The sequence below is a fragment of the Paracoccus sp. SMMA_5_TC genome (assembly GCF_009696685.2).
Taxonomy (GTDB): Bacteria; Pseudomonadota; Alphaproteobacteria; order Rhodobacterales; family Rhodobacteraceae; genus Paracoccus.
The window spans coordinates 787,295-808,769 of record NZ_CP102355.1; the positions used below are offsets into that span (position 1 = coordinate 787,295).

Genomic DNA, 21,475 nt, shown 5'->3' on the forward strand with positions numbered 1-21,475 from the left:
GCGATCGCCGCGGGCCACGCGAACCCCTCGCTCTTCGAAGGGCTGACCGAGACGGAAGCTGAGCTGGCCGCCCTGCGGGCGGAGGTCGCAGCCGAGGCCGGCACGGTGATCGCCCTTCCCGCGGATCTCGGCGCGCTCTACCGCGCCCATGTCGCGGATCTGGCCCGGACGCTCTCGGGCGGCGAGGTGGTGGGCCGGGCGTCGGAGGAGCTGCACCGGCTGATCGCGCGGATCGATGTGTCGTGGAACGCCGCGGACGGCGGCCACGATCTCGACCTGCAGGGCGATCTGGTGGCGCTGCTGTCGGCGGCGGACAGCAAAAAAGCCGCCTCGTATGAGGCGGCTGGATCTTCGCTAAGACTGGTTGCGGGGGCAGGATTTGAACCTGCGGCCTTCAGGTTATGAGCCCATGGAAGGGCAAAACCGAATAATCAGAAAATTCAGCCACTTACGGGGCAAGCCTTTGTTCTGGCGTGATTTTTACCCTCACAAACATCAGCGTTCGCACGGATTCACACGCAAGACCGGCATGAAGCCCGCAGTCGCGGGTTGATGTGGTGTTGATGTAGCCCTTGCGCCCTCCCCCGCAGATCATCATCGCAGACTGTCTTGTCGCCCTTCATTTCCGATGTTCCTGCAGCCCAAGCTCGACCCACATCCAGCCGAAATCGTACTCGGAAATCGGACCCTCCCCATGCCCGGCGCTCCGGTTCTCCAGCATCTTAAGCCAGTCGATCACCTTCTCGCGCCCCGCGGACGTGCGCACAGCCTGGCGCGGTGACTTGCCGCCCAGTGCCGGAATCGGCGCGTCCAGCGTTTCGCGGTAGTGCTTGTCCAGGTGATCCCGCATGAGATGGCGCGCGATCTCGGGCGGGATTTCAGCGGCGGCGTCACTTGGCCCTTCACGCCGTTGGTCGGCCCGCATCTGCTCAACCGTCCGGATCGTGGTCAAAGGCGATCTCAACAGATCCCCGGCGGCCGCACCGATCAACTTCTGGACCTTGGCCGCGCGCTCGGCCGAGTTGACGGTCACGAGCAGCGTCTTGCCCGCCAATTCCAGCGAACCCAGAACGGTGGCGCCTTCCATCTGCGTATCGAGCATGATGCCGCTGCCTACCTTGCCAACGCGCACCTTCCGCGTGGCCAGCCAGTTCCAGAACTTCGGTCCTTCCGGCAGGAAGCCCTTCACCCGGTCCAGCCGCTCCGCCACTGCTTTCTGCGTTGCGCCGCTGGCAAGCGGGTACCGCAAATCGTGGAACAACACATCGTCGCCGTCCGAATTAGTGAACTGCGGCTCCGCTGGGGTGAGGGCACGGTCGATCTCGATGAACAGCCAGGCGGAAGTGAAGATGGGTGCGCAACCCAGAAGCTGCTCACGGGTGAGCCGCAACGCGTCTCGTTTCTTCAGCTTCAGAGCATCGCGCAGACCGGCAAACAGGAAATCCACCGCCTCGGCCCGGAAGGGCAACAGCGCCCCGGAGATCACATGATGATCACGCTCGGGCACCACCCGCACGGCGATGCGGTCCCATTGTTTCAGCGTGCGCGTGGCGGATTTCTCTCTGACCGTGACGGGTGCAGCATCCGACAGCAAGTCGCGCAGCACCATCGACGTCCCGGGCTGGACATCGCTGACCTCGTACAAGCTGACCGGCGCATCACGTAGCGCGGTGAAATAGGCCCGGTTCAAGGCCGTTTCCTTCCAGCCGCGCCGTTTCAGGTAGAGATCGACGATGTTGCCGTCCTCATAGCGCTGTCCAAGAAAATCCTCGAACCCACAGCCCCAAAGGACGCTCGACCACTGCTCGCCCAGCAGTTCGGCCAAGCCGTCCTGGTCGATCTCGAATTCTTCCAACGCGGGCATCAGGTGTTCGGCTACCACGTCCTGCAGCCGGTCGCGCCAGTCCCCTTCCCGGCCGATGAAGGCCAGAAGGCCGGAAATGTCGTTGCGTTCAGCCATCAATCCTCGCAGCCGCGGATCACCTTTGCTTAGCAGGATTGACCTGCCCCCCGGTCGTCCCTCGTTCATAACGAGAGTCCTTGGGGTTGATAGTGGTCGGTTTCGGGTGTGGCAAGCGCGCCGGGCGCGGAGCTCTCAGATTGCTCAAGCGCCCGGCGCGCTTCTGCTGGCGTTTGGTTGCCCAGCGAGGAATGCGGCCTGACGTTGTTGTAATCGTATCGCCAGAGGGCCAGCTTTCGGCGGGCATCAGCCAGGCTGTCGAATATCTCCTCGTTGAGGCATTCGTCGCGCAAGCTGCCGTTGAAGCTCTCGAGGTAGCCGTTCTGCTGCGGCTTGCCCGGGTCGATGTAATGCCACTCGACCTTGTTGTCATTTGCCCACTTCAGGATCGCCTTGCTGGTGAACTCGGTGCCATTGTCGGAGACGATGCAAGCGGGTTTTCCATAGATGCGGACCAGCGCGTCCAGTTCCCGTGCGACCCGCGAGCCCGAGATGCTGGTGTCTGCGATCAGCGCCAGGTTCTCGCGGCAGCAATCATCATTGACCGCCAGGATGCGGAACTTGCGGCAAGCCCCGAACGTGTCCGACAGGAAGTCCAGCGACCACCGCTGGTTTGGGCGCAATGGCACCGGCATTGGGGTTCGGCTTCCGCGGGCCCTCTTGCGGCCACGGCGTCGGCGCACCGACAGCCCCTCTTCCCGATAGATGCGGTAGAGCTTCTTCTCGTTCATGATCATGCCCTTGCGCTCCAGCAGGATGCCCACACGCCGATAGCCGAAGCGTCGGCGTTTCTCGGCGATCTTGTGCATCTCCTCACGGATTTCCGGGTTGTCGGGCGGCCTGTCCCGCCGCACCGTTTTCGGATCGACACCGATCAGGACGCAGGCCCGGCGTTGAGAGATCGGATGATCCTTCATCGCCCGCAGCACCGCGTCCCGCCGCGCCATCGGTGTCGTCAGGGTTTTCCCAGGAGATCCTTTAGAACCACATTGTCGAGCATGGCATCCGCCAGCAGGCGCTTGAGCTTCGCATTCTCGTCTTCGAGCTGCTTCAGCCGCTTGGCGTCGGACAGGTCCATCCCGCCATACTTGGCCTTCAGCTTGTAAAAGGTCGCGGGACTCAACCCGTGCTTCCGGCAAAGCTCGGAGGTCGGCAAACCAGCCTCCTGCTCTTTGATCATCCCGATGATTTGCGCCTCGGTGAAACGGCTTTTCCTCACGTCGTCTGCTCCTTCTCAGGTTGGGCAGACTCTACATCACAGCGAGGGAACTTCCGGGGGGCAGGTCACCCCCCTCCTCTGGTTCCTCCCCAGCCCTGAACGTATGCGGGGGGGCGCAGCGCGGCGGTTCGCTAGCGTGAGGTATTTTCACCGGGGAAGCCAGGTGGAAGCCACCTTGCGAGCCGGAGCCGGAAATCTTGAGTCAGATCAGCGACTTGCGGAATCACGATCTGGCCGGGGTGGATTCCCGGCGGGAAGCCAGGGAAGCCACCTTCGGGGAAGCCAGGTGGCCAGAAGCCACCACGGGAAGCCAATTCGTCAGAAGCGTTTGAATCCGCTTCATTTTTCTGGTTGACAGACCTGCCCCCATTGACCTACCCCTTGATCATCGAAGAATTGCGCCCGGAGGAACCCCCTCGCGGGCGCTTTTCATTTCCCATCCCCCGCATCGCGAGCCCCATCCCATGGACCTGGTCTTCGCGCCGAGCCAGATTGAAACTTGGCCGATTGCCCGGCTGCGCCCCTATGCCCGAAATGCCAAGATGCATGGCGACGAGCAGGTGGCAAAGATCGCCGCCAGCATGGCCAAGTTCGGCTGGACCGTGCCCTGCATGGTGGCCGACGACGGCGAACTGATCGCGGGGCACGGCCGGGTGCTGGCCGCGACCATGCTCGGCCTGACCGAGGTGCCGGTGATCCGGCTCAGCCATCTCGACGAGGCCGAGCGCCGGGCCTACCGGATCGCCGACAACAAGCTGACGGAACTGGGCGAATGGGACGAAGCCCTGCTGCGCGACGAGATCGCGGGGCTCTTGGCCGAGGATTTCGACCTGACCCTGCTCGGCATCAGCGATGATGAGCTGGACGCGCTGCTGCGGGATCCGGAGGCGCTGGGCGGCGATGGCCCGGTCGAGGGCGAGGACGACGTTCCGGAATTGCCGGTCACGCCAGTGTCGGTGGCAGGCGATCTCTGGCAGCTTGGGTCACACCGGCTGATCTGCGGCGACAGCACATCAGCCGATGTCGTGGGACGGCTGCTGGGCGATGTCCGCCCGCTGTTGATGGTCACAGACCCGCCCTATGGCGTCGAGTACGACCCATCCTGGCGCAACCAGGCTGGCGCGGGCAGGACCAAGCGCACCGGGAAGGTGCTGAACGACGACCGGGCAGACTGGCGCGAAGCCTGGACCCTGTTCCCGGGAGACGTTGCCTATGTCTGGCATGGCGCGCTGCACGCGGCGACGGTGGCCGACAGTCTGGTGGCTGCGGGTTTCGCCATCCGGTCGCAGATCATCTGGGCCAAGGACCGGCTGGTCCTCAGCCGAGGCGATTACCACTGGCAGCATGAACCCTGCTGGTATGCCGTACGCGCCAAGGGCAAGGGCCACTGGGCCGGGGACCGCAAGCAGACGACGCTGTGGCAGATCGCCAACCGGGATCAGGACGCCGACACGGTGCACGGCACGCAGAAGCCAGTCGAATGCATGCGGCGGCCGATCCTGAACAACTCGAGCCCAGGTCAGGCGGTATATGAACCCTTCATGGGATCCGGCACGACCCTGATCGCGGCCGAAACCACCGGCCGTGTCTGCCTCGGCGTGGAACTGAACCCTGCATATGTCGATGTCGCCATCGAGCGCTGGCAGTCCTTCACCGGCCAGGAGGCGGTGCTGGCGGAGACCGGCGAGAGCTTCGTCGCCCTCAAGGCCAAGCGGCACGCGGCATGACGATGCAGTTGCGTCCGAGCCAGATCGCGTTCTGGCCGCTGGATCGGCTGAAACCCTACGCCCGCAACGCCAAGACCCACGACGCCGACCAGGTCGCGAGGATTGCCGCCAGTATGGCCGAGTTCGGCTGGACCGTCCCCTGCCTCGTTGCCGCCGACGGCGAGCTGATCGCAGGCCACGGCCGCGTTCTGGCCGCAGCCCAGCTGGGGCTCGCCGAAGCGCCAGTCATCGTACTGGACCATCTAACCGAGGCGCAGCGCCGCGCCTATCGGATCGCCGACAACAAGCTCACGGAGATGGGCGGCTGGGACGACGCTCTGCTCGTCGAGGAACTGCGGGGGCTGATGGCCGAGGACTTCGACCTCGGGATGATCGGGATCCCCGAGGACGAGCTGGACACGCTGCTGAACGATGCAGACGACCGCGCGCCCATCGATGATGACACCGCCGATACCATCCCCGAGGCCCCGGCCGATCCCATCACCCGCCCCGGCGACATCTGGGCGATGGGCGATCACCGCCTGATCTGCGGCGATGCGACCGACCCGGCCGTGTTGGCGCGGCTGATGGATGGGGCGCAGGCGTCGCTGATGTTCACGTCCCCGCCTTACGCCCAGCAGCGCGACTATGGCGCCGCAAAGGAGAAGGTCGGTGATTGGGATGCGCTGATGCAGGGCGTCTTCGCCGCGGCTCCGGTCACTGACGATGCCCAGCTGCTGGTCAACCTCGGCCTCGTCCATCGGGACGGTGAGTGGCTCCCGTATTGGGAAGGCTGGCTCGACTGGATGCGGGCGCAGGATTGGCGGCGGTTCGGTTGGTATGTCTGGGATCAGGGGCCCGGCCTGCCCGGCGACTGGAACGGGCGGCTGGCGCCCTCGCACGAGTTCATCTTCCACTTCAACCGCCAGCCGCGGAAGCCGAACAAGACGGTCGAGAGCAAGCACGCGGGCGAAACCCTCGGCGGCGGCGGCCTGCGCGGGGCCGATGGCACCGTTCATCGCAAGACGGGCACCGGCAACGCGATCCAGAGCCACCGCATCCCGGACAGCGTCTTCCGCATCATGCGCCACAAGGGCGGGCTGGGCGCCGCCGGATCCCACCCGGCTGTGTTCCCGGTGGCGCTGGTCGAGGCGGTGCTGGAGGCCTTCTCCGACCCCGGCGACCTGGTGTTCGAACCCTTCTGCGGCTCCGGCACCCAGTTGATCGCGGCAGAACGCACCGGGCGGCGGTGCTGCGCGGTGGAACTGGACCCGGTCTATTGCGACGTCGCGGTGCGGCGGTGGGAGCTGGCGACGGGGAGGAAAGGATCAAGAAGAGCTATGTGACGCAGAAACTGGCCATAGGACCGGTGGATTGCTGCCGAAAGCGGTGAAATCGTCAGAGGTCGCAAGACGGAGATCGTCAATATCTCAGCTGCCCTCTGAAGGTGCTTTCACCCTTTCGAGGTAGGTCTCGACAAGGAATGTTGCAATCGCTCCAGCTGTATTGACTGCAAGGCTGGCATGTCGAGGTGATGGTCGAACGGGCAGCTTTCCTCCGCGCCCGTGAGAGTCGGATAATCGGTTACGCAACGTGCCAATTCCGTTGACGAGATTCATGGCACCTCCCAAGATTGCCTTGATCGGCTCTTCGGTGTGTTGCGTTGGAGCGAGGTTCAATGCTTTCGCAGCGCTTGCATACAGTTTCGGCAAATCGTCTTTGTCCGAGTACGGCTCGCCACACTCGTCGAGAATTCGCTTGGTCACGGTTTCAAGCAGCGTGCGCGCGACAGTAATGGCCCCCTCCGGGTCTGTACCGCGACGAGCGATTGCCTTGCCCCAGACCGAGTGCACCCCGTCCACATCGAACGTCTCGAGAGCTTCAGAAGCTACCTTATCGCCGGGAGCCGAATTGCGGCCTTCAAGAAAATCCATAAGTGGGGTGAAAGCCTTTCCAATGATCTCGCGGCGCTCGGCATAGCTACCTGCTTCGCGCTGGATGTATGGCCAGAATGCAGAAAGGTTGCGATATGTTCTCACAAATGGAGGCAGAAGATCACACAGCGCGGCCTCTGCCATGAACTCGCGGCGGAGATACTGGTATATGCCATCATCAGCGGTGCCACCTGTGGCACGCGCGATGAGTAAGCCCTCGAGCATTGCCGCTTGTTCGATGCGCGACGAAGGAATCTCGTCCTGTATGTACATTGGCCACCACACATTGCGGATTTCCTGTGATCCTATCGATGTTGCGGTTGGAGACCAAGACGCACAGAAGTGGTTTCAACAGCCACCACAGGCACCCATCAACTGTTGCTGAGAGTGTAGACCGTTCCCCTGCCCTCCACCTTCTCGGCGGTGATGGGCAGGCCCAGCTTTTTCCTCAGCGCCCCCGAGATCGAGCCGCGAACCGTGTGGGCCAGCCATCCGGTGGCATCGACCATCTCGGAGACCGTCGCGCCCTCGGGGCGCTGGAGCATGGCGATGATCTGGGCCTGCTTGGTGCCAGCGCGGATGGCGACGGGTTTCGCGGTGTCGGTGTCGCAGGGCGTCTGCACCGGTTCCGGCTTCGGCCTCGCTTTCCGCGCGCTGGCGACAGCGCTGGCCGCCAGCGGCTCGATCCCGATGGCCTCAAGCCCGGCCTCGGTGGCGATCAGCGTGGTGCCATGGCCGTCGCCGGTCTCGCGCCACATCGGCTCGCCGCGCCGCAGGTTGGCCTCGACCTCTTCAAGCCAGCCTCGGGCGATCATCTTGCCGACCACCATCTTGGCCGCGGCGCCGACCAGCCCCTCGGGCAGCGGCAGGGCGAGGTTGCCGGGCCGGGTCGCGGCGCGGGACAGGATCAGGGACTGGGTGTCGGACGGGGTGGTCATCGGGGCCTCCGGGCGCTTGGGCGCGCGCAGTGCGCGCCTTCTACGGAGGCAAGCCCCGTCATCGGACGGGGCGGCCGTCGCGCCGTGTGGGCGCGTCAGGCGGCGTGTTCGCCCTCGCCAAAGAGGAAGTCGGTGATCTTGCGCAGATCGGCGGCAACGCTGTTGAGTGATCCGACGGCACCCCAGTTGACGGCGTCCGGATCGAATTCGAAATGGTCATCGCTGAGGGCCTTCAGGCGCTCCAGCATGGTGTCGATCTCTGCCTTGGCGGCGATGAATGCGTCGAGGGCTTTGTCGTTCGGCCGGGCGGTGCGGCGGGTCATGGCGGGGCATCCTTTGGTGAGTTGCATCGTTTCCTTGCGATCAGACTCGCTCTGTCGCGCCCTCTAATCAACTGAATACCACGCGATATCATTGGGTTGATCGGATTATCTGCGCCATGAAAGGCATGAGCGAACGCGAGTATGCGGCCCATTCAGGCCTGTCTCGCGGCGGGGTGCAGAAGGCGCGCAAGAACGGGCGGCTGGTGGTCCATGACGACGGGTCGATCAACGCCGCGGCGTCGGATGTGCGGCGGGCGGAGATGACGGATCCCGACCAGCAGCGGCGGTCCTTGGGTGGCGAAAGCCTCGCCAGCGGTGCGGGCGAGACCTCGTCCTACATCAAGGCGCGCACGCTGCTGACGGTCTATGCCGCGCAGGACAAGCAGATCGCGGTCCAAAAGAAGAAGGGCACGCTGGTCGACCGTGCGCGGGCGGAAACGCTGGTGTTTCGCCTCGCGCGGCAGGAACGGGATGTCTGGGTGACCTGGCCCGGGCGGGTGGCCGCGTTGATGGCGGCGCAGATCATGGCGGAGGTGGAACGGCAATCCGGGGCATCGGTGACGATCGAAACCGCGATCATGCAGAGGGTGCTGGAAGCCCATGTCCGCGAACAGCTCGACGCCCTCGCCGACCTCAGGGTTTCCCTCGGATGACGATGATCTGGCCGACAACGACCTGACCGCGGATCTCGACCTCGGCTTCGACGGCGCCGAAGACCTGCTGCGGGTCTGGCGTCAGGGGCTGCGGCCCGATCCGAACCTGACGGTGTCGGAATGGGCGGATCAGCATCGCTGGCTGTCATCGCGCGGCGCGGCCGAACCGGGGCGCTATCGCACCGCCCGGGCCCCTTACCTGCGCGAGATCATGGATGCGCTGTCCCCAAGCCATCCTGCGCAGCGCATCACCTTCATGAAAGCCGCGCAGGTGGGCGCGACCGAGGCCGGGAACAACTGGATCGGCTTCGTCATCCATCACGCGCCGGGGCCGATGCTGGCGGTGCTGCCGAGCCTGGAACTGGCGAAGCGCACCTCGCGGGGCCGTCTTGATCCGCTGATTGCGGACAGCCCGGCGCTCCGCGAACGGGTGAATCCGGCCCGATCCCGCGATGCGGGCAATTCGATGCTGTCGAAGGAATTCCCCGGAGGCATCCTGGTGCTGACCGGGGCCAATTCCGCCACCGGCCTGCGGTCGATGCCCGCGCGTTATGTCTTCCTCGACGAGGTCGACGCCTATCCGGCCTCGGCGGACGAGGAAGGCGATCCGGTCACGCTGGCGGAAGCGCGGACCACCACCTTCTCGCACCGGCGCAAGGTGTTCATGGTCTCGACGCCCACGATCCGGAGGCTGTCGCGCATTGAGCGCGAGTTCGAGGCTAGCGACCAGCGGCGTTACTTCGTGCCCTGCCCGCATTGCGGAACGATGCAGTGGCTGCAGTTCGACCGCCTGCGCTGGGCGAAGGGAAAGCCGGAAACAGCGGCCTACCACTGCGAGGGTTGCGAGCGCCCCATCGCCGAGCACCACAAAACCGAGATGCTGGCCAAGGGCGAATGGCGGGCGACTGCAGTTTCCAGGGATCCGAAGGCCATCGGCTTCCACCTCTCGGCGCTCTATTCGCCCTTGGGGTGGAAAAGCTGGTCCGACGTCGCGCGGGAATGGCTGGCGGCCCAAGGATCGGACGAGACGCTGCGCGCCGCACGCAACACGCTTCTGGGCGAGACATGGGTCGAGTCGGGCGACGCGCCGGAATGGCAGCGGCTTGCGGATCGGCGTGAATCCTGGAAGCCGGGCACGGTGCCGATGGCGGGGCTGTTCCTGACCGCGGGGGCCGACGTCCAGAAGGACCGGATCGAGGCCGACATCTGGGCCTGGGGCCGGGGCATGGAAAGCTGGCTTGTCGATCACATCGTCATTCCGGGCGGGCCTGACGATCCGGCCGCCTGGGACAAGCTGACCGCCCTCCTCGGCCGGTCGTGGCAGCATGCCAACGGCGCCTTCATGACCGTGGCGCGGCTGGGGATCGACACCGGCTACGAGGCCGCGGCGGTCTATGCCTGGTCGCGCAAGGTCGGCTTCGAACAGGTGGCACCGCTGAAGGGCCTCGAAGGGTTCAACCGGTCGGCACCCGTTTCTGGCCCGACCTATGTCGATGCCACCATCGGCGGGAAACGGCTGCGCCGCGGCGCGAGGCTCTGGTCGGTGGCAACGGCGACGTTCAAGGCGGAGACCTACCGGTTCCTGCGGATCGAACGCCCCTCGGACGAGGACCGCGCCACCGGGATGCTCGACGCCCCCGGCACCATCCACCTGCCCGGCTGGGCCGACACCGAATGGCTGAAGCAGCTGGTGGCGGAACAGCTGGTCACGATCCGCAACAAGCGCGGCTATGCCCACCAGGAATGGCAGAAGATGCGCGAGCGGAACGAGGCGCTGGACTGCCGGGTCTATGCCCGTGCCGCGGCATGGATCCTCGGCGCCGACCGATGGGACGAGGCGACCTGGCGGCGGCTGGAAGCGCAGGCGGGCGTGGAAACGCGCATGCCGACGGCCGTCGCAACCGACATCGCCACACAAGACCCGGCCCAACCCAAGGCCGGAACGCTGACCACGCCGCGCCGGAAACGGCGGGCCTATACCCCGAACTTCATGAGGGACTGATGGACCTGGAACGCATGCAGGCCCTGCTCACGGCACTGCAGGAAGCCCGCTTCGCCGGGCTGCGGAGCGTCAGCTATGACGGCAAGACCGTGACCTATGGCTCGGATGCCGAACTGGCGACTGCGATCCGTGATCTGGAAGGGCGCATTGCAGCGGCCAGCGGCAACTCTTCCCGGCGCCGCCGCTGGGGCACTGTGGCCACGAAGGGTCTGTGACCATGGTTCTCGACGCCTTCCGTGCCCGCCTTGGGTCCATCATCGGCGGGTTCGACGCGGCGCAGTCGCACCGCCGCATGCGCGGGTTCCGCGCCACCCGCGCGCATGTGAACACGCTGATCGCCGCCTCGGGCGAGACCATCACCGCCCGTGCGCGCTGGCTGGTCCGGAACAATGGCTATGCCGCGAACGCCGTCGATGCCTTTGCCAATCACGTCGTCGGCGACGGCATCAAGCCCTCGTCGAAGATCGCGGACGCGGCGAAGAAGGAGGAGCTGCAGAAACTCTGGCTAGCCTGGACCGACGAGGCGGACGCCGAGGGGCTGACCGACTTCTTCGGCCTCCAGCGCCGGGCCGCGCGCGAGGTGTTTCTGGCAGGCGAGGTCTTCCTGCGCATCCGCACCCGGCGTCCCGAAGATGGTCTGACGGTGCCGATGCAGCTGCAGATGCTGCCCTCGGAAATGCTGCCCCAGGACATGACCCGCATCCTGCCCGGTGCGGGATCGATCCGGCAGGGGATCGAGTTCGACGGTATCGGGCGGCGTGTGGCGTACCACTTCCTGCGCCGCCACCCGGGCGACATGACCGATCCGGGGCTGGCCGGGGAAACGGTGCGGGTGTCCGCGTCCGAGGTTATCCACATCCTCGACCCGGTCGAGGCGGGCCAGCTGCGGGGCGTCTCGCGCTTCGCGGCAGCCGTGGTGAAGCTCTTCACCCTCGATCTCTATGACGACGCCGAACTGGAGCGGAAAAAGACCGCGGCGATGTTCGCGATGTTCATCACCTCCCCCGCCCCGGAAACCGCCCTCGATCCGGCGGAGGACGATCTCGAGGTGGAACCGGGCCAGGTCGTGCGATTGGACCCCGGCGAGGACGTGACGACGCCCTCTACGCCGGACTCCGGGTCCACTTACGAACCCTTCCAGTACCGCACGCTCCTGCAGATCGGCGCGGCGCTGGGCGTGCCCTATGGCTATCTGACCGGCGATACGGCGAAGGGGAACTTCTCGAACACCCGGATCGCCTTGGTCGACTTCCGCCGCCGCATCTCGGCCTTCCAGCATTCGGTGATGGTCTACCAGCTCTGCCGCGCCGTCTGGACGCGCTGGATGGACATGGCCGTGCTGGCGGGCGCCATCGATCTGCCGGGCTATGCCACCGACCGGCGCGCTTACCTCGCCTGCGACTGGCTTCCGACCAAGTGGGATTGGATCGACCCGGCCAAGGATGCCGCTGCAGAAATCCTGCAGATCGAGGCGGGCCTGAAATCCCGCACGCAGGCCATCGCCGAGCGGGGATACGACGCCGAACAGGTCGACCGGGAAATCGCGGCCGAACGCAAGCGTGAGGCTGAACTGGGGCTGGACTTCCGGCGGCCGGGATCCCCGGCACAGGCGGTGGGTGGCGGCGCTGGGTCGGGTGATGCCGAGGGTGAGCAGCGAGACCAGCAGGAAGAAGAAGACGCGGACAACCTCGGAGAGGACCGGGACCCCCGGCCCGCCCAGGACAGATGATGCATCACACCCATATCGCCCAGCGCGTCTTCAACACACCGCTGATGGTCGATCCCGCCAAGGCGCTGGCCTTCCTGACCGGGCTCGGCCCGCGGATCACCGGCAGGGAAATCACGGTCGAGGGAATGCCCGTGGATCCCGCAGATCAGGCCACTGCGGCACTCCCTGCCCGCGCCTCTCTCTTCAGCGACGACCTGACCAGCCGCCAGGCGCGGAACGGAAGCCAGCCCTTCGCTGTGGTGGACGGGATCGCCGTCATCGAGATCGCGGGCACGCTGGTGCATCGTGGTGCCTGGATCGGGCAATCCTCCGGTCTGACCTCCTACGAGGGGATCGCGACCCAGCTGCAGGCAGCGCTGGCCGATCCCGCCATCCGTGCCATCGCCCTCGACATCGACAGCTTCGGTGGCGAGGTCGCGGGGGCCTTCGATCTGGCTGACCGCATCCGTGCGGCGCGGGCGCAAAAGCCGGTCCACGCCTTCGTCGCCGATCATGCATTGTCGGCCGCCTATGCGCTGGCCTCCCAGGCCGACCGCATCATCCTGCCCCGCACCGGCGCTGTCGGCAGCATCGGTGTCGTGGCCATGCACAGCGACATGAGCGGGGCGCTCGACCAGAGGGGAATCGCCGTCACGCTGATCCATGCCGGGGCCCGCAAGGTCGATGCCAATCCGTACCAGCCTCTGCCCGAGACCGTCCGCGCCCGGATCGCGGGCGAACTCGAGGATCTGCGCCAGCTCTTCGCCGAAACCGTCGCGGAAGGGCGAGGCCACCGCCTCGACACCCTACGGGCGCTGGGCACCGAAGCCTCTGTGTTCCGCGGTGAGGCGGCCGTCTTCGCCGGTCTTGCCGATGAGGTGGCCGATCCCGTCACCGCCTTCCGCGCGTTCGCCGCCGCACCCCGCGGCACAACCACCCTCTCATCCAACCCCAAGGGAAAGGGCCTGATGATGACCACCGCCCCCGAAGACCATGCGCAGCCTGCGGCCGCGCCTGCTGCCAGCCCCACGCCGGAGCCGACCCCGCCCGCGGAAATCGCACCGCCGCCGACGGCGGCGGCCGCGATGTCGCCGGAAGCCATCCGAGCGGAAGCAGCCGAGGTCGCACAGGTCTGCGCGCAGGCCGCGCGTCTCGGCATCCAGATCAATGCTGCCGATGCAGTCGCCAGGGGCGTGAAACCCGAAGCCCTGCGCGCCAAGGTGCTGGCCGATCTCGCTGCGCGCAGCGATGCCGCAGGCATCATCGCCACCGCCCCGGCGGCGGGCGCCAAGGAAAGCCCCATCGTGGCTGCCGCGAAGAAATCGGCCGCCGCCTCGCGCTGACGCGCACCGCCCAGATCGGGCGCCCCCATCCCCCAACATCTCGGAGACTGAACCATGCCCGTCCTGACGGAACCGCCCAGCATGGGCGATGTCCTCAAATTTGAGGTCAACCCGAACTACACCCGCGAGGTGGTAACGCTGCTCGCGGGCCTGCCCTATCCCGTCGGCTCGGTGCTGGGGAAGATCACGGCCAGCGGCAAGTACACGCTATCTCCCGCGACCGGGGCCGACGGATCGCAGGTCGCAACGGCCGTCCTGCTCTATGCCGTCGATGCGACGCTGGCCGATGCCACGGGCATTGTGCTGGTCCGCGGTCCCTCGATCGTGTCGCGCGCGGCCCTCGCCTACGGCGCCACCGTCGATGACGGCACCAAGATCGCCGCGAAACTCACCCAACTCGCCGCCGTTGGCATCGTCGCGCGCGACGGCGTCTGATCACCCTCATTCTCCCGGAGCCCCACCATGACCCTCGTCCGCAATCCCTTCGACGCTGGCGGCTATTCGCTGGCCGAGATGACGCAGGCCATCAACATCCTGCCCAACCTCTACACCCGCCTCGCCCAGATCGGCCTCTTCCGCTTCGTAGGGGTCAGCCAGCGCTCGGTCATCATCGAGCAATACGAAGGCGTCCTCAGCCTCCTGCCCTCGGTCCCCCTCGGCGGCCCCGCCACGGTCGGCACGCGCGAGGGGCGGTCCATGCGGTCCTTCGCGTTGCCGTGGATCCCGCATGACGACGTCGTGCTGCCCGCCGACATCCAGGGGCAACCCGCGCTGGGCGCCTTTGACGCTGCCGATCCCCTCGTCGAGGTGATGAACCGCAAACTGCTGCTGATGCGGCGCAAGCATGCCCAGACGCGAGAATACATGGAGATGAACGCGCTCCGCGGCATCGTGAAGGATGGGGCCGGGACCACTCTCTACAACTACTTCACCGAATTCGGCCTGGCGCAAATCTCCGTCGACTTCATTCTCGGCACCGCAGGCACCAACGTGCAGGGCAAGGTGCGCGAGGTGCTGCGCGCCATCGAGGACAATCTGCTGGGTGAGGCGATGACCAGCGTGCACGCCCTCGTCAGCCGCGAGTTCTTCGACAAGCTGATCGCGCACCCGAAGACCGAAGAGGCCTACAAGTTCTACGCCTCGACCGGTGCGCAGCCCCTGCGCGAGGATGTGCGCCGGAACTTCCCCTTCGGCGGCATCCTCTTCGAGGAATACTCCGGCACCGTCACCCTCTCGACCAAGGCCACCGAACGGCTGGTCCCGGCGAACGAGGGCATCGCCTTCCCCTTGGGCACGATGGACACCTTCACCACCTACGGCGGCCCGGCGAACCTCCTGGAGACCGCCAACACCATCGGCCTGCCGCTCTACGCCCGCCAGCATCTGGACGAGAAGGGTCGCTGGATCGACGTGATGACCGAGGCCTCGATCCTGCCGGTCAACAAGCGGCCGCGCCTCGCCGTGCGGATCCACAGCTCGAACTGACAGGCCCCGCCATGTCCGTCTTTGCCGCCGCCATGGACCGGATCTTCACCCATGCCTCCATGGCGGCCCCGGCTCTCTGGATCTCGGCCACCACCTCCGAGGAACGCCCGATCCGCATCATCCGCCGCGCGCCCGACCGCGTCACCGACTTCGGCGCGGGGCGCTTCGTCAGCGACACGACGGTGGTAGATGTGCGCGTGGCCGACCTGCCCACCCCGCGACCAGGCGATGTGATCGTCATCGATGCGGACAGCCATGTCATCCAGGGGGAACCGCTGCGCGACCGCGAACGGCTGATCTGGACCCTCGATCTGCGCCCGGCGTGACCCGATGAAACTGAAGCTCACCATCGATCCTGACATCGTCGCGATGATGCAGGCGGAAATCGCTGCGGGCGAGAAGGCGGTCACCACCGCCATGCGCGAGGCGGGCGCGGGACTCAAATCCGCCTGGCGCGGCCAGATCACCGGCGCGGGGCTGGGCACCCGGCTCGGCAATTCGATCCGGCTGGCCACCTATCCCAAGGGCGGCGAAAGCCTGAACGCCGCGGCGCTGATCTGGTCGAACGCCCCGGTGATCGTCGGCGCGCATGACACAGGGCCGCTGATCCGGTCGCGCAACGGCCTCTGGCTGGCGATCCCCACCCCGGCCGCAGGCAAATCCACCCGCGGGGGCCGGATCACCCCCGGCGAGTGGGAACGCCGCACCGGTCTACGCCTGCGGTTCATCTATCGCCGCCGGGGACCGAGCTTGCTGGTGGCTGAGGGGAGGTTGAACTCGAAGGGCCGCGCCGTGGCTTCGAAGTCGAAGACCGGACGCGGGCTGAGCACTGTGCCGATCTTCCTGCTGTTGCCACAGGTCAAGCTACGCAAGCGGCTCGATCTGGCGCGGGATGCCGAGCGGGCCATCGACGGCGTGCCGGGCCGGATCGTGGCGGGGTGGGTCGAGAGAAGGTTCTGAAAGGGACCGTCGACACGCCGCCCGGATTGGCATATATTGCCAATGATCCTCAGTGAGACTCCCATGGCCACCCGAAACGTCGTCCTGACCGAAACGCAATCCGACCTTGTCGACCGCCTGGTGGCATCCGGTCGGTATCAGAACGCGTCCGAAGCGTTGCGCGCCGGGCTGCGCCTTCTGGAACGCGAAGAGGCGGAACTTGGCGCGTTGCGCAGCCGACTGACCGCCGGGCTCGAACAGGCCCGGCGCGGGGATCTGGCCGAGGGAATTGGCGAGGATGCCATCCGTCGGGCATTTGCCGCTGCGCGTGCAAATACCTGATGCCGAAACCCTGGCGTCTGACAAGGCAGGCGGAGGCCTCGCTGATCGAGATCGCCCGCTGGACCATCGAGACCTTTGGTCCACGACAGGCGGCGGCGTATGAGGACGACCTGATCTCCACCTGTCGCGAGATCGCCGCAGGCACCGCCCTGTCACAGGATTGCCGTCGGCTCATCGACCCCGCCTTGGCCGAGGACCTGCGCTTCGCGCGGGCAGGCCAGCATTTCGTGGTCTTCGTCGAAGACACAGAGCAGGTGGTCATCATCGATTTCCTGCACAGCCGCGCTGATCTGCCGCGACGGCTGGCCAACTTGCCTCTGCCGAAAGGCGACAGGGAACACTGACCCCGGGCCTGTCCCGGATCCCCGGAACAAGAGATGCCCACCACCCGCGAAACCGTCCTCGCTGCGCTGCTTGCGCGGCTGCAACCGCTTGCCGCCCTCACCCTGCGTGACGAGGTGTTGCCCGAGCGGATCCCCGCGGCGGGGCTGATCATCCTTCGCGACGGCCAGCCGGGCGAGCACGAGGTGACGCTGTCGCCCCTGCGCTACCACTACCAGCACCGGGCCGAGCTGGAGGTCGTCGTCCAAGCGGGCACCGGCCGGGCTAGCGCCTTTGACGACCTGATCGCCGCCATCGGCGCGGCGCTGGAGGCTGACCGGACGCTGGGCGGCCTCTGTGACTGGTTGGAACCCGAAGCCCCGGCTTCGGTCGATCTGCCTGTCGAGGGAGCCGCGGCGCTCAAGGCGGCGGTGATCACAGTCGTCCTGCACTACACCACCACCGGCCCCCTCGCCTGAATTCCCCCACATAGGAGACCCCCATGGCACGCGCACACGGCGCGCGGGCGCAGATGGCGCTTGCGTTCGAAACCGTCTACGGCACCCCACCCGCCAGCGGCTATCGGCTGATGCCGTTTGCCCGCACCACGCTGGGCGCGGAACAGCCCCTGCTGAACTCGGAGCTTCTCGGTTATGGCCGCGATCCCCTGGCCCCCATCAAGGACGCGGTCACCGCCGATGGCGAGGTCGTGGTGCCGATCGATGTGGAGGCTTTCGGCTTCTGGCTGAAGGCCGCCTTCGGCGCCCCGACCACGACAGGGACCACACCCAAGACCCACACCTTCCAGTCGGGGAATTGGACGCTGCCATCGATGGCAATCGAAGTGGCGATGCCCGAGGTGCCGCGGTTTGCGATGTACGCGGGTTGCGTGATGGACCAGTTGTCCTGGCAGATGAACCGCTCCGGCCTGCTGACCGCAACCGCCCGCCTAATCGCGCAGGGCGAAGCCATCGCTGCCACCACGGCTGCGGGCACGCCGACCGCGCTGGGCCTTCAGCGCTTCGGCCATTTCAACGGGGTGGTGAAGCGCAACGGCACCGCCTTGGGCAACGTCGTCTCGGCCGAGATAACCTATGCCAACGGCCTCGACCGGATCGAGACCATCCGCAACGACGGCAAGATCGAGGGCGCCGATCCCGGCATGGCCGCGCTGACCGGCCGGATCGAAGTCCGTTTCGCGGACTCTGCCCTCGTCACCCAAGCCATCGACGGCACGCCCTGCGAGTTGGAGTTCGCCTACAGCCTCGGGGCCAATGCCAGCTTCACCTTCACGGCACATGCCGTCTACCTGCCGGTCCCGCGGATCGAGATCCCCGGGCCGCAGGGCATCCAGGCCAGTTTCGACTGGCAGGCGGCGAAAGCCACCAGCCCCGCCCGCATGTGCACCGCCGTCCTTGTCAACACCGTCACGGGATACTGACCATGATCCGTCTGAACCTGTCGAACCGGCCCGAATGGCTGGACCTGCTGCCCGGCTTGCGCGTCCTGGTGGCCCCTCTCACCACCGCGCTGATGGCCTCGTCCCGCGCCGATCCGGCCATTGAGGGCCTGTCGGAGGCATCAAGCCAGGAAGTCATGGCGCTGGCCATGGCCAAGGCCGTCGCCCGCCGAGCGATCCTGGAATGGGAAGGCGTCGGCGATGAGGCAGGCAACCTCGTTCCCGTCAGCCCGGCCGGGATCGATGCCCTTCTGGAAATCTGGCCCGTCTTCGAGGCTTTCCAGGCGCAATACGTCGCCCGCGGCCTGATGCTGGACGCGGAAAAAAACGCCTCCGCGCCCTCGCCGACTGGTCCTTCGGCGGGGGCGACGGCTACTGCGCGGCCTGCGCGGACCCCTGCCCGAACTGCCCCGCTAGACTGAACCGGCCGCAGACGGTTGAGGGCTGGCAGGTCTGGGATCTGACCCAGCGCCTTGGCGGCCAGCTGCGCATCGCGCCGGGGGCCGTCATCGGATGGGACATGGGGTCGGCGCTGTCATTGGCGCAGGCGCTGGGAATTGCGCCGCTGATCGCCGCCGAACTGCTGCCCGAGATCGAGGCGGTGATGGTGCGCAAACTCAACGAGCAGATGGAAGGACGCCGCAATGGCTGAGAAAAAGGTCTCCGTCCGCCTCGTGGCGGAGGGCGGACGACGCGTGCGCGCCGAACTGGAGGGCATCGGCGAGGCCGGGGCGAAGGGCTTCGGTCGGCTGTCCTCCGAAATGGAACTGGCCAACACGCGTCTGGCCAGCTTCGCGCGCCGCGCCGGGATCGCGTTGGCGGCTGTCGCCGCAGCGGCTGCGGCTGCCGGGGTTGCCATGGTGCGCTCGGGGCTCGCCAACATCGACGCGCAAGCGAAGCTCGCGCAGTCGATGCGCACGACCGTCGAGAGCATCCAGACCCTGACCTGGGCGGGGGAGCTTGCGGGCGTCTCGATGGGCGAGATCGAGCAGGCGACGAAGAAGCTCACCACGCGCCTGTCAGAAGCGGCCAGCGGCTCGGGCGCGGCGGTCGGCGCGCTCAGGCGGCTGAACCTGACGGCGGCGGAACTGCAGGCCCTGCCGCTCGACCAGCGCATCGTCGCGATCCAGGACGCCCTGAACCAGTTCGTGCCCGAGGCCGAACGGGCGGCCGTGGCCTCCGACCTCTTCGGCGACCGGGCGGCGCTGGCCTTCCTGCGGATCGACAGCGCCACCCTGCGCGATGCTGCCCGCGACGTGCAGGACTTCGGGGTGGCGGTCAACGCGGCAGATGCCGCCCAGATCGAGCGGACGGGCGACGCCATCGCGCGCCTGAGCCTGATCTGGACCGGCCTCGTGAACCGCCTGACCGTCGCCGTCGCCCCAGCGCTCGAGACCATCGCCACAAAACTCGCCGACATGGCCCGCGCCACCGGCCCCATCGGGCAGGCGATCACGGCGCTCTTCGACAACCTCGGGCGTCTGGCGTCCTATGCGGCAACCTTCGCAGCCGTCATGGCCGGGCGCTGGGTCGCGGGAATGGCTGCGGCGGCCCTGTCGGTGCGCGGCCTTGCCACCGCCTTGGTGTTCCTGCGAGGCGCTCTGATCCGCACCGGCATCGGCGCGCTGATCGTCGGCGCGGGCGAGCTGGTCTACCAGTTCTCGCAACTCGTGGCCCGGGTCGGCGGCGTGGGCGAAGCGTTCCGGCTGCTGGGCGATCTGGCCAGCGAAGTCTGGTCGCGCATCGGTCTGTCGCTGGACGCGGCCCTCGCGCGGATGGCGGCCGGATGGGAGGGGCTGAAGGCTGCTGGTCTCTCAGCCTTTGAGGGCACCATCGCAGGCGTCGTCAGCTTCGGCGACCGGACGGCGGCGATCTTCCAGGGAGCCTATGACGCGGCGGTGGCGATCTGGGGCAGCCTGCCCGGAGCCATCGGCGACTTCGCCTTCCAGGCCGCGAACGGGCTGATCTCGGGCGTGGAGGCGATGCTGAACGGCGTCGTCACCCGCATCAACAGTTTCATCGAGACCCTGAACGCGGCCCTGGCGCTGCTGCCCGAATGGGCGACAGGCGAAGGTGGGGTGCGGATCGGCATTCTCGATCCGGTGGAACTTGGGCGCATCGGCAATCCCTTCGAAGGTGCCGCAACGGCCGCCGGTGCCGCCGCCGCGGATGCCTTCTCGGCCGCGCTGTCGCGCACCTATCTGGAACCACCCGACCTCGGCCTCGGCGCAATGGCCGACGACGCCCGCGCTCGGGCCGAGGGTTATCGCGAAGCGGCCGGGATGCTGGCCGATGCCGCCGGTCGGCCGCTCGCCAGCTGGCAGGCGCTGAAGGATGCCGTCACCGGCACGGGGACCGAGGCCGAGACCGCACTGGCGGATGCGGCTGGCGCGGCCGATGCCCTGACAGCCGGTCTGAACGATACGGCGACCGCCGCCGATGGCGCTGGAGGCGCTGCACGCGACGCGGGCGCTGCGGCGGCCGAGGGTGCGGACACCGCTCTCACTGGCTGGCAGGCGGTCACGGCTGCGCTCGCCGATTACGCCGCCAAGGCGCGCGACATCGGCGGGGATATCGGCAGCGCGCTGGTGGGCGCCTTCCAGAGCGCCGAGAACGCCATCGGCGACTTCGTGAAGACCGGCAAGCTCGACTTCCGCGATCTGGTCACATCAATGATCGCCGACCTGGCCAAGCTTGCCGCGCGACGCTTCATCCTCGGCCCCATCGCGAACGCCCTTTCCGGCGCGCTGGGCGGGGCGGGTGGGATTTTCGCGAACATCCTGCACGCGGGCGGCATCGTCGGGTCTCCAGGCCGCGGCCGAATGGTCCCCGCGCTGGCCTTTGCGGGTGCCCCGCGCATGCACAGCGGGGGCTGGGCCGGTCTGCGCCCGGACGAGGTGCCCGCGATCCTGCAGCGCGGCGAGCGGGTGCTCTCGCGCCGGGAAGCCGCGGGTTACGGCCAGGCAGGGGCCTCGACCGTGAACGTCACGATCAACGCCCGCGACGCCGAGAGCTTCCGGCAATCCCGCACGCAGGTCGCCAGCGACATCGCGCGCGCCGTGTCGCTGGGCCGGAGGGGCATGTGAGTGCGACCCCGCAAGTGGGCACCGGTTGCGGGGGCCAGAGCACGAACCATGGAGAAA

General features: G+C 67.0%; 24 protein-coding genes. 19 read left to right on the forward strand and 5 right to left on the reverse strand.

What is annotated here, in order from left to right; all coding sequences use genetic code 11:
• Positions 1–105 precede the first annotated feature (105 nt).
• Complete coding sequence (locus GB880_RS03930) at positions 106–405, forward strand: hypothetical protein (protein ID WP_263467306.1); 300 nt, start codon at positions 106–108, stop codon at positions 403–405.
• Between the two features lie 214 nt (positions 406–619).
• Here GB880_RS03930 and GB880_RS03935 read toward each other — a convergent pair whose 3' ends face one another.
• Positions 620–1,960 (reverse strand): DUF2384 domain-containing protein, encoded by a 1,341-nt coding sequence (locus GB880_RS03935; protein ID WP_154494624.1) that lies wholly within the window; start codon positions 1,958–1,960, stop codon positions 620–622.
• Positions 1,961–2,025: 65 nt separating this feature from the next.
• Positions 2,026–3,179 (reverse strand): IS3 family transposase gene (locus tag GB880_RS03940; protein WP_263467155.1). Its coding sequence is split into 2 segments (ribosomal slippage): positions 2,026–2,921 and positions 2,921–3,179, totalling 1,155 coding nucleotides; the frame shifts between segments, so codons are not numbered across the junction.
• A 464-nt stretch (positions 3,180–3,643) separates the two neighbouring features.
• Between GB880_RS03940 and GB880_RS03945 the strand changes: the two genes are divergently transcribed.
• Positions 3,644–4,906, forward strand: a complete 1,263-nt coding sequence (locus GB880_RS03945) for a DNA methyltransferase (RefSeq protein ID WP_154493008.1) — start codon at positions 3,644–3,646, stop codon at positions 4,904–4,906.
• Positions 4,903–6,231, forward strand: a complete 1,329-nt coding sequence (locus GB880_RS03950; RefSeq protein WP_154493006.1) for a site-specific DNA-methyltransferase — start codon at positions 4,903–4,905, stop codon at positions 6,229–6,231. The genes GB880_RS03945 and GB880_RS03950 overlap by 4 nt, the downstream gene beginning before the upstream one ends.
• A gap of 84 nt (positions 6,232–6,315) precedes the next feature.
• Here GB880_RS03950 and GB880_RS03955 read toward each other — a convergent pair whose 3' ends face one another.
• The 3 genes from GB880_RS03955 to GB880_RS03965 form a co-directional block, all read right to left on the reverse strand.
• A complete protein-coding gene (locus GB880_RS03955) occupies positions 6,316–7,092 on the reverse strand; it encodes an abortive infection family protein (RefSeq protein WP_154493004.1) in 777 nt (258 codons plus the stop codon).
• A gap of 98 nt (positions 7,093–7,190) precedes the next feature.
• Complete coding sequence (locus GB880_RS03960) at positions 7,191–7,757, reverse strand: DUF3489 domain-containing protein (protein ID WP_154493002.1); 567 nt, start codon at positions 7,755–7,757, stop codon at positions 7,191–7,193.
• A 95-nt stretch (positions 7,758–7,852) separates the two neighbouring features.
• Entirely contained in the window at positions 7,853–8,080 is a 228-nt protein-coding gene (locus GB880_RS03965; RefSeq protein WP_154493000.1) for a hypothetical protein, read from the reverse strand.
• A gap of 116 nt (positions 8,081–8,196) precedes the next feature.
• Here GB880_RS03965 and GB880_RS03970 point away from each other — a divergent pair, with 116 nt between their 5' ends.
• The 16 genes from GB880_RS03970 (at position 8,197) to GB880_RS04045 (ending at position 21,418) form a co-directional block, all read left to right on the forward strand.
• On the forward strand, positions 8,197–8,733 hold the full coding sequence (locus GB880_RS03970; protein WP_154492998.1) for a hypothetical protein: 537 nt from the start codon (positions 8,197–8,199) through the stop codon (positions 8,731–8,733).
• Positions 8,681–10,735 (forward strand): phage terminase large subunit family protein, encoded by a 2,055-nt coding sequence (locus GB880_RS03975; RefSeq protein ID WP_154492996.1) that lies wholly within the window; start codon positions 8,681–8,683, stop codon positions 10,733–10,735. Before GB880_RS03970 ends, GB880_RS03975 begins: the two co-directional genes overlap by 53 nt.
• Positions 10,735–10,950, forward strand: coding sequence for a phage head-tail joining protein (locus GB880_RS03980; protein WP_154492995.1), 216 nt, complete (start codon positions 10,735–10,737; stop codon positions 10,948–10,950). Before GB880_RS03975 ends, GB880_RS03980 begins: the two co-directional genes overlap by 1 nt.
• A gap of 2 nt (positions 10,951–10,952) precedes the next feature.
• Positions 10,953–12,464 carry a phage portal protein gene (locus GB880_RS03985; protein ID WP_154492993.1) on the forward strand — a complete coding sequence of 504 codons (1,512 nt, stop codon included), beginning with the start codon at positions 10,953–10,955 and terminating at the stop codon, positions 12,462–12,464.
• Entirely contained in the window at positions 12,464–13,786 is a 1,323-nt protein-coding gene (locus tag GB880_RS03990; protein WP_154492991.1) for a S49 family peptidase, read from the forward strand. Before GB880_RS03985 ends, GB880_RS03990 begins: the two co-directional genes overlap by 1 nt.
• Positions 13,787–13,840: 54 nt before the next feature.
• Positions 13,841–14,221 carry a head decoration protein gene (locus GB880_RS03995; RefSeq protein ID WP_154492989.1) on the forward strand — a complete coding sequence of 127 codons (381 nt, stop codon included), beginning with the start codon at positions 13,841–13,843 and terminating at the stop codon, positions 14,219–14,221.
• Positions 14,222–14,248: 27 nt separating this feature from the next.
• Positions 14,249–15,271, forward strand: a complete 1,023-nt coding sequence (locus GB880_RS04000) for a major capsid protein (protein ID WP_154492987.1) — start codon at positions 14,249–14,251, stop codon at positions 15,269–15,271.
• An 11-nt stretch (positions 15,272–15,282) separates the two neighbouring features.
• The gene (locus GB880_RS04005) at positions 15,283–15,597 is read left to right on the forward strand and encodes a head-tail joining protein (RefSeq protein ID WP_154492985.1); all 315 of its coding nucleotides are present in this window, start codon (positions 15,283–15,285) and stop codon (positions 15,595–15,597) included.
• A 4-nt stretch (positions 15,598–15,601) separates the two neighbouring features.
• A complete protein-coding gene (locus tag GB880_RS04010; protein WP_154492983.1) occupies positions 15,602–16,231 on the forward strand; it encodes a DUF6441 family protein in 630 nt (209 codons plus the stop codon).
• A gap of 63 nt (positions 16,232–16,294) precedes the next feature.
• A complete protein-coding gene (locus GB880_RS04015) occupies positions 16,295–16,552 on the forward strand; it encodes a type II toxin-antitoxin system ParD family antitoxin (RefSeq protein WP_154492981.1) in 258 nt (85 codons plus the stop codon).
• Positions 16,552–16,896 (forward strand): type II toxin-antitoxin system RelE/ParE family toxin, encoded by a 345-nt coding sequence (locus GB880_RS04020; RefSeq protein WP_154492979.1) that lies wholly within the window; start codon positions 16,552–16,554, stop codon positions 16,894–16,896. The genes GB880_RS04015 and GB880_RS04020 overlap by 1 nt, the downstream gene beginning before the upstream one ends.
• Positions 16,897–16,929: 33 nt before the next feature.
• Positions 16,930–17,352, forward strand: a complete 423-nt coding sequence (locus GB880_RS04025) for an acyl-CoA transferase (protein ID WP_154492977.1) — start codon at positions 16,930–16,932, stop codon at positions 17,350–17,352.
• A 23-nt stretch (positions 17,353–17,375) separates the two neighbouring features.
• Complete coding sequence (locus GB880_RS04030) at positions 17,376–18,314, forward strand: phage tail tube protein (RefSeq protein ID WP_154492975.1); 939 nt, start codon at positions 17,376–17,378, stop codon at positions 18,312–18,314.
• 2 nt (positions 18,315–18,316) lie between these two features.
• Complete coding sequence (locus GB880_RS04035) at positions 18,317–18,754, forward strand: hypothetical protein (RefSeq protein WP_154492973.1); 438 nt, start codon at positions 18,317–18,319, stop codon at positions 18,752–18,754.
• A 98-nt stretch (positions 18,755–18,852) separates the two neighbouring features.
• Positions 18,853–18,984 (forward strand): DUF7697 family protein, encoded by a 132-nt coding sequence (locus GB880_RS04040; protein WP_256376871.1) that lies wholly within the window; start codon positions 18,853–18,855, stop codon positions 18,982–18,984.
• Positions 18,977–21,418, forward strand: a complete 2,442-nt coding sequence (locus tag GB880_RS04045) for a phage tail tape measure C-terminal domain-containing protein (protein ID WP_263467307.1) — start codon at positions 18,977–18,979, stop codon at positions 21,416–21,418. The genes GB880_RS04040 and GB880_RS04045 overlap by 8 nt, the downstream gene beginning before the upstream one ends.
• Positions 21,419–21,475 lie beyond the last annotated feature (57 nt).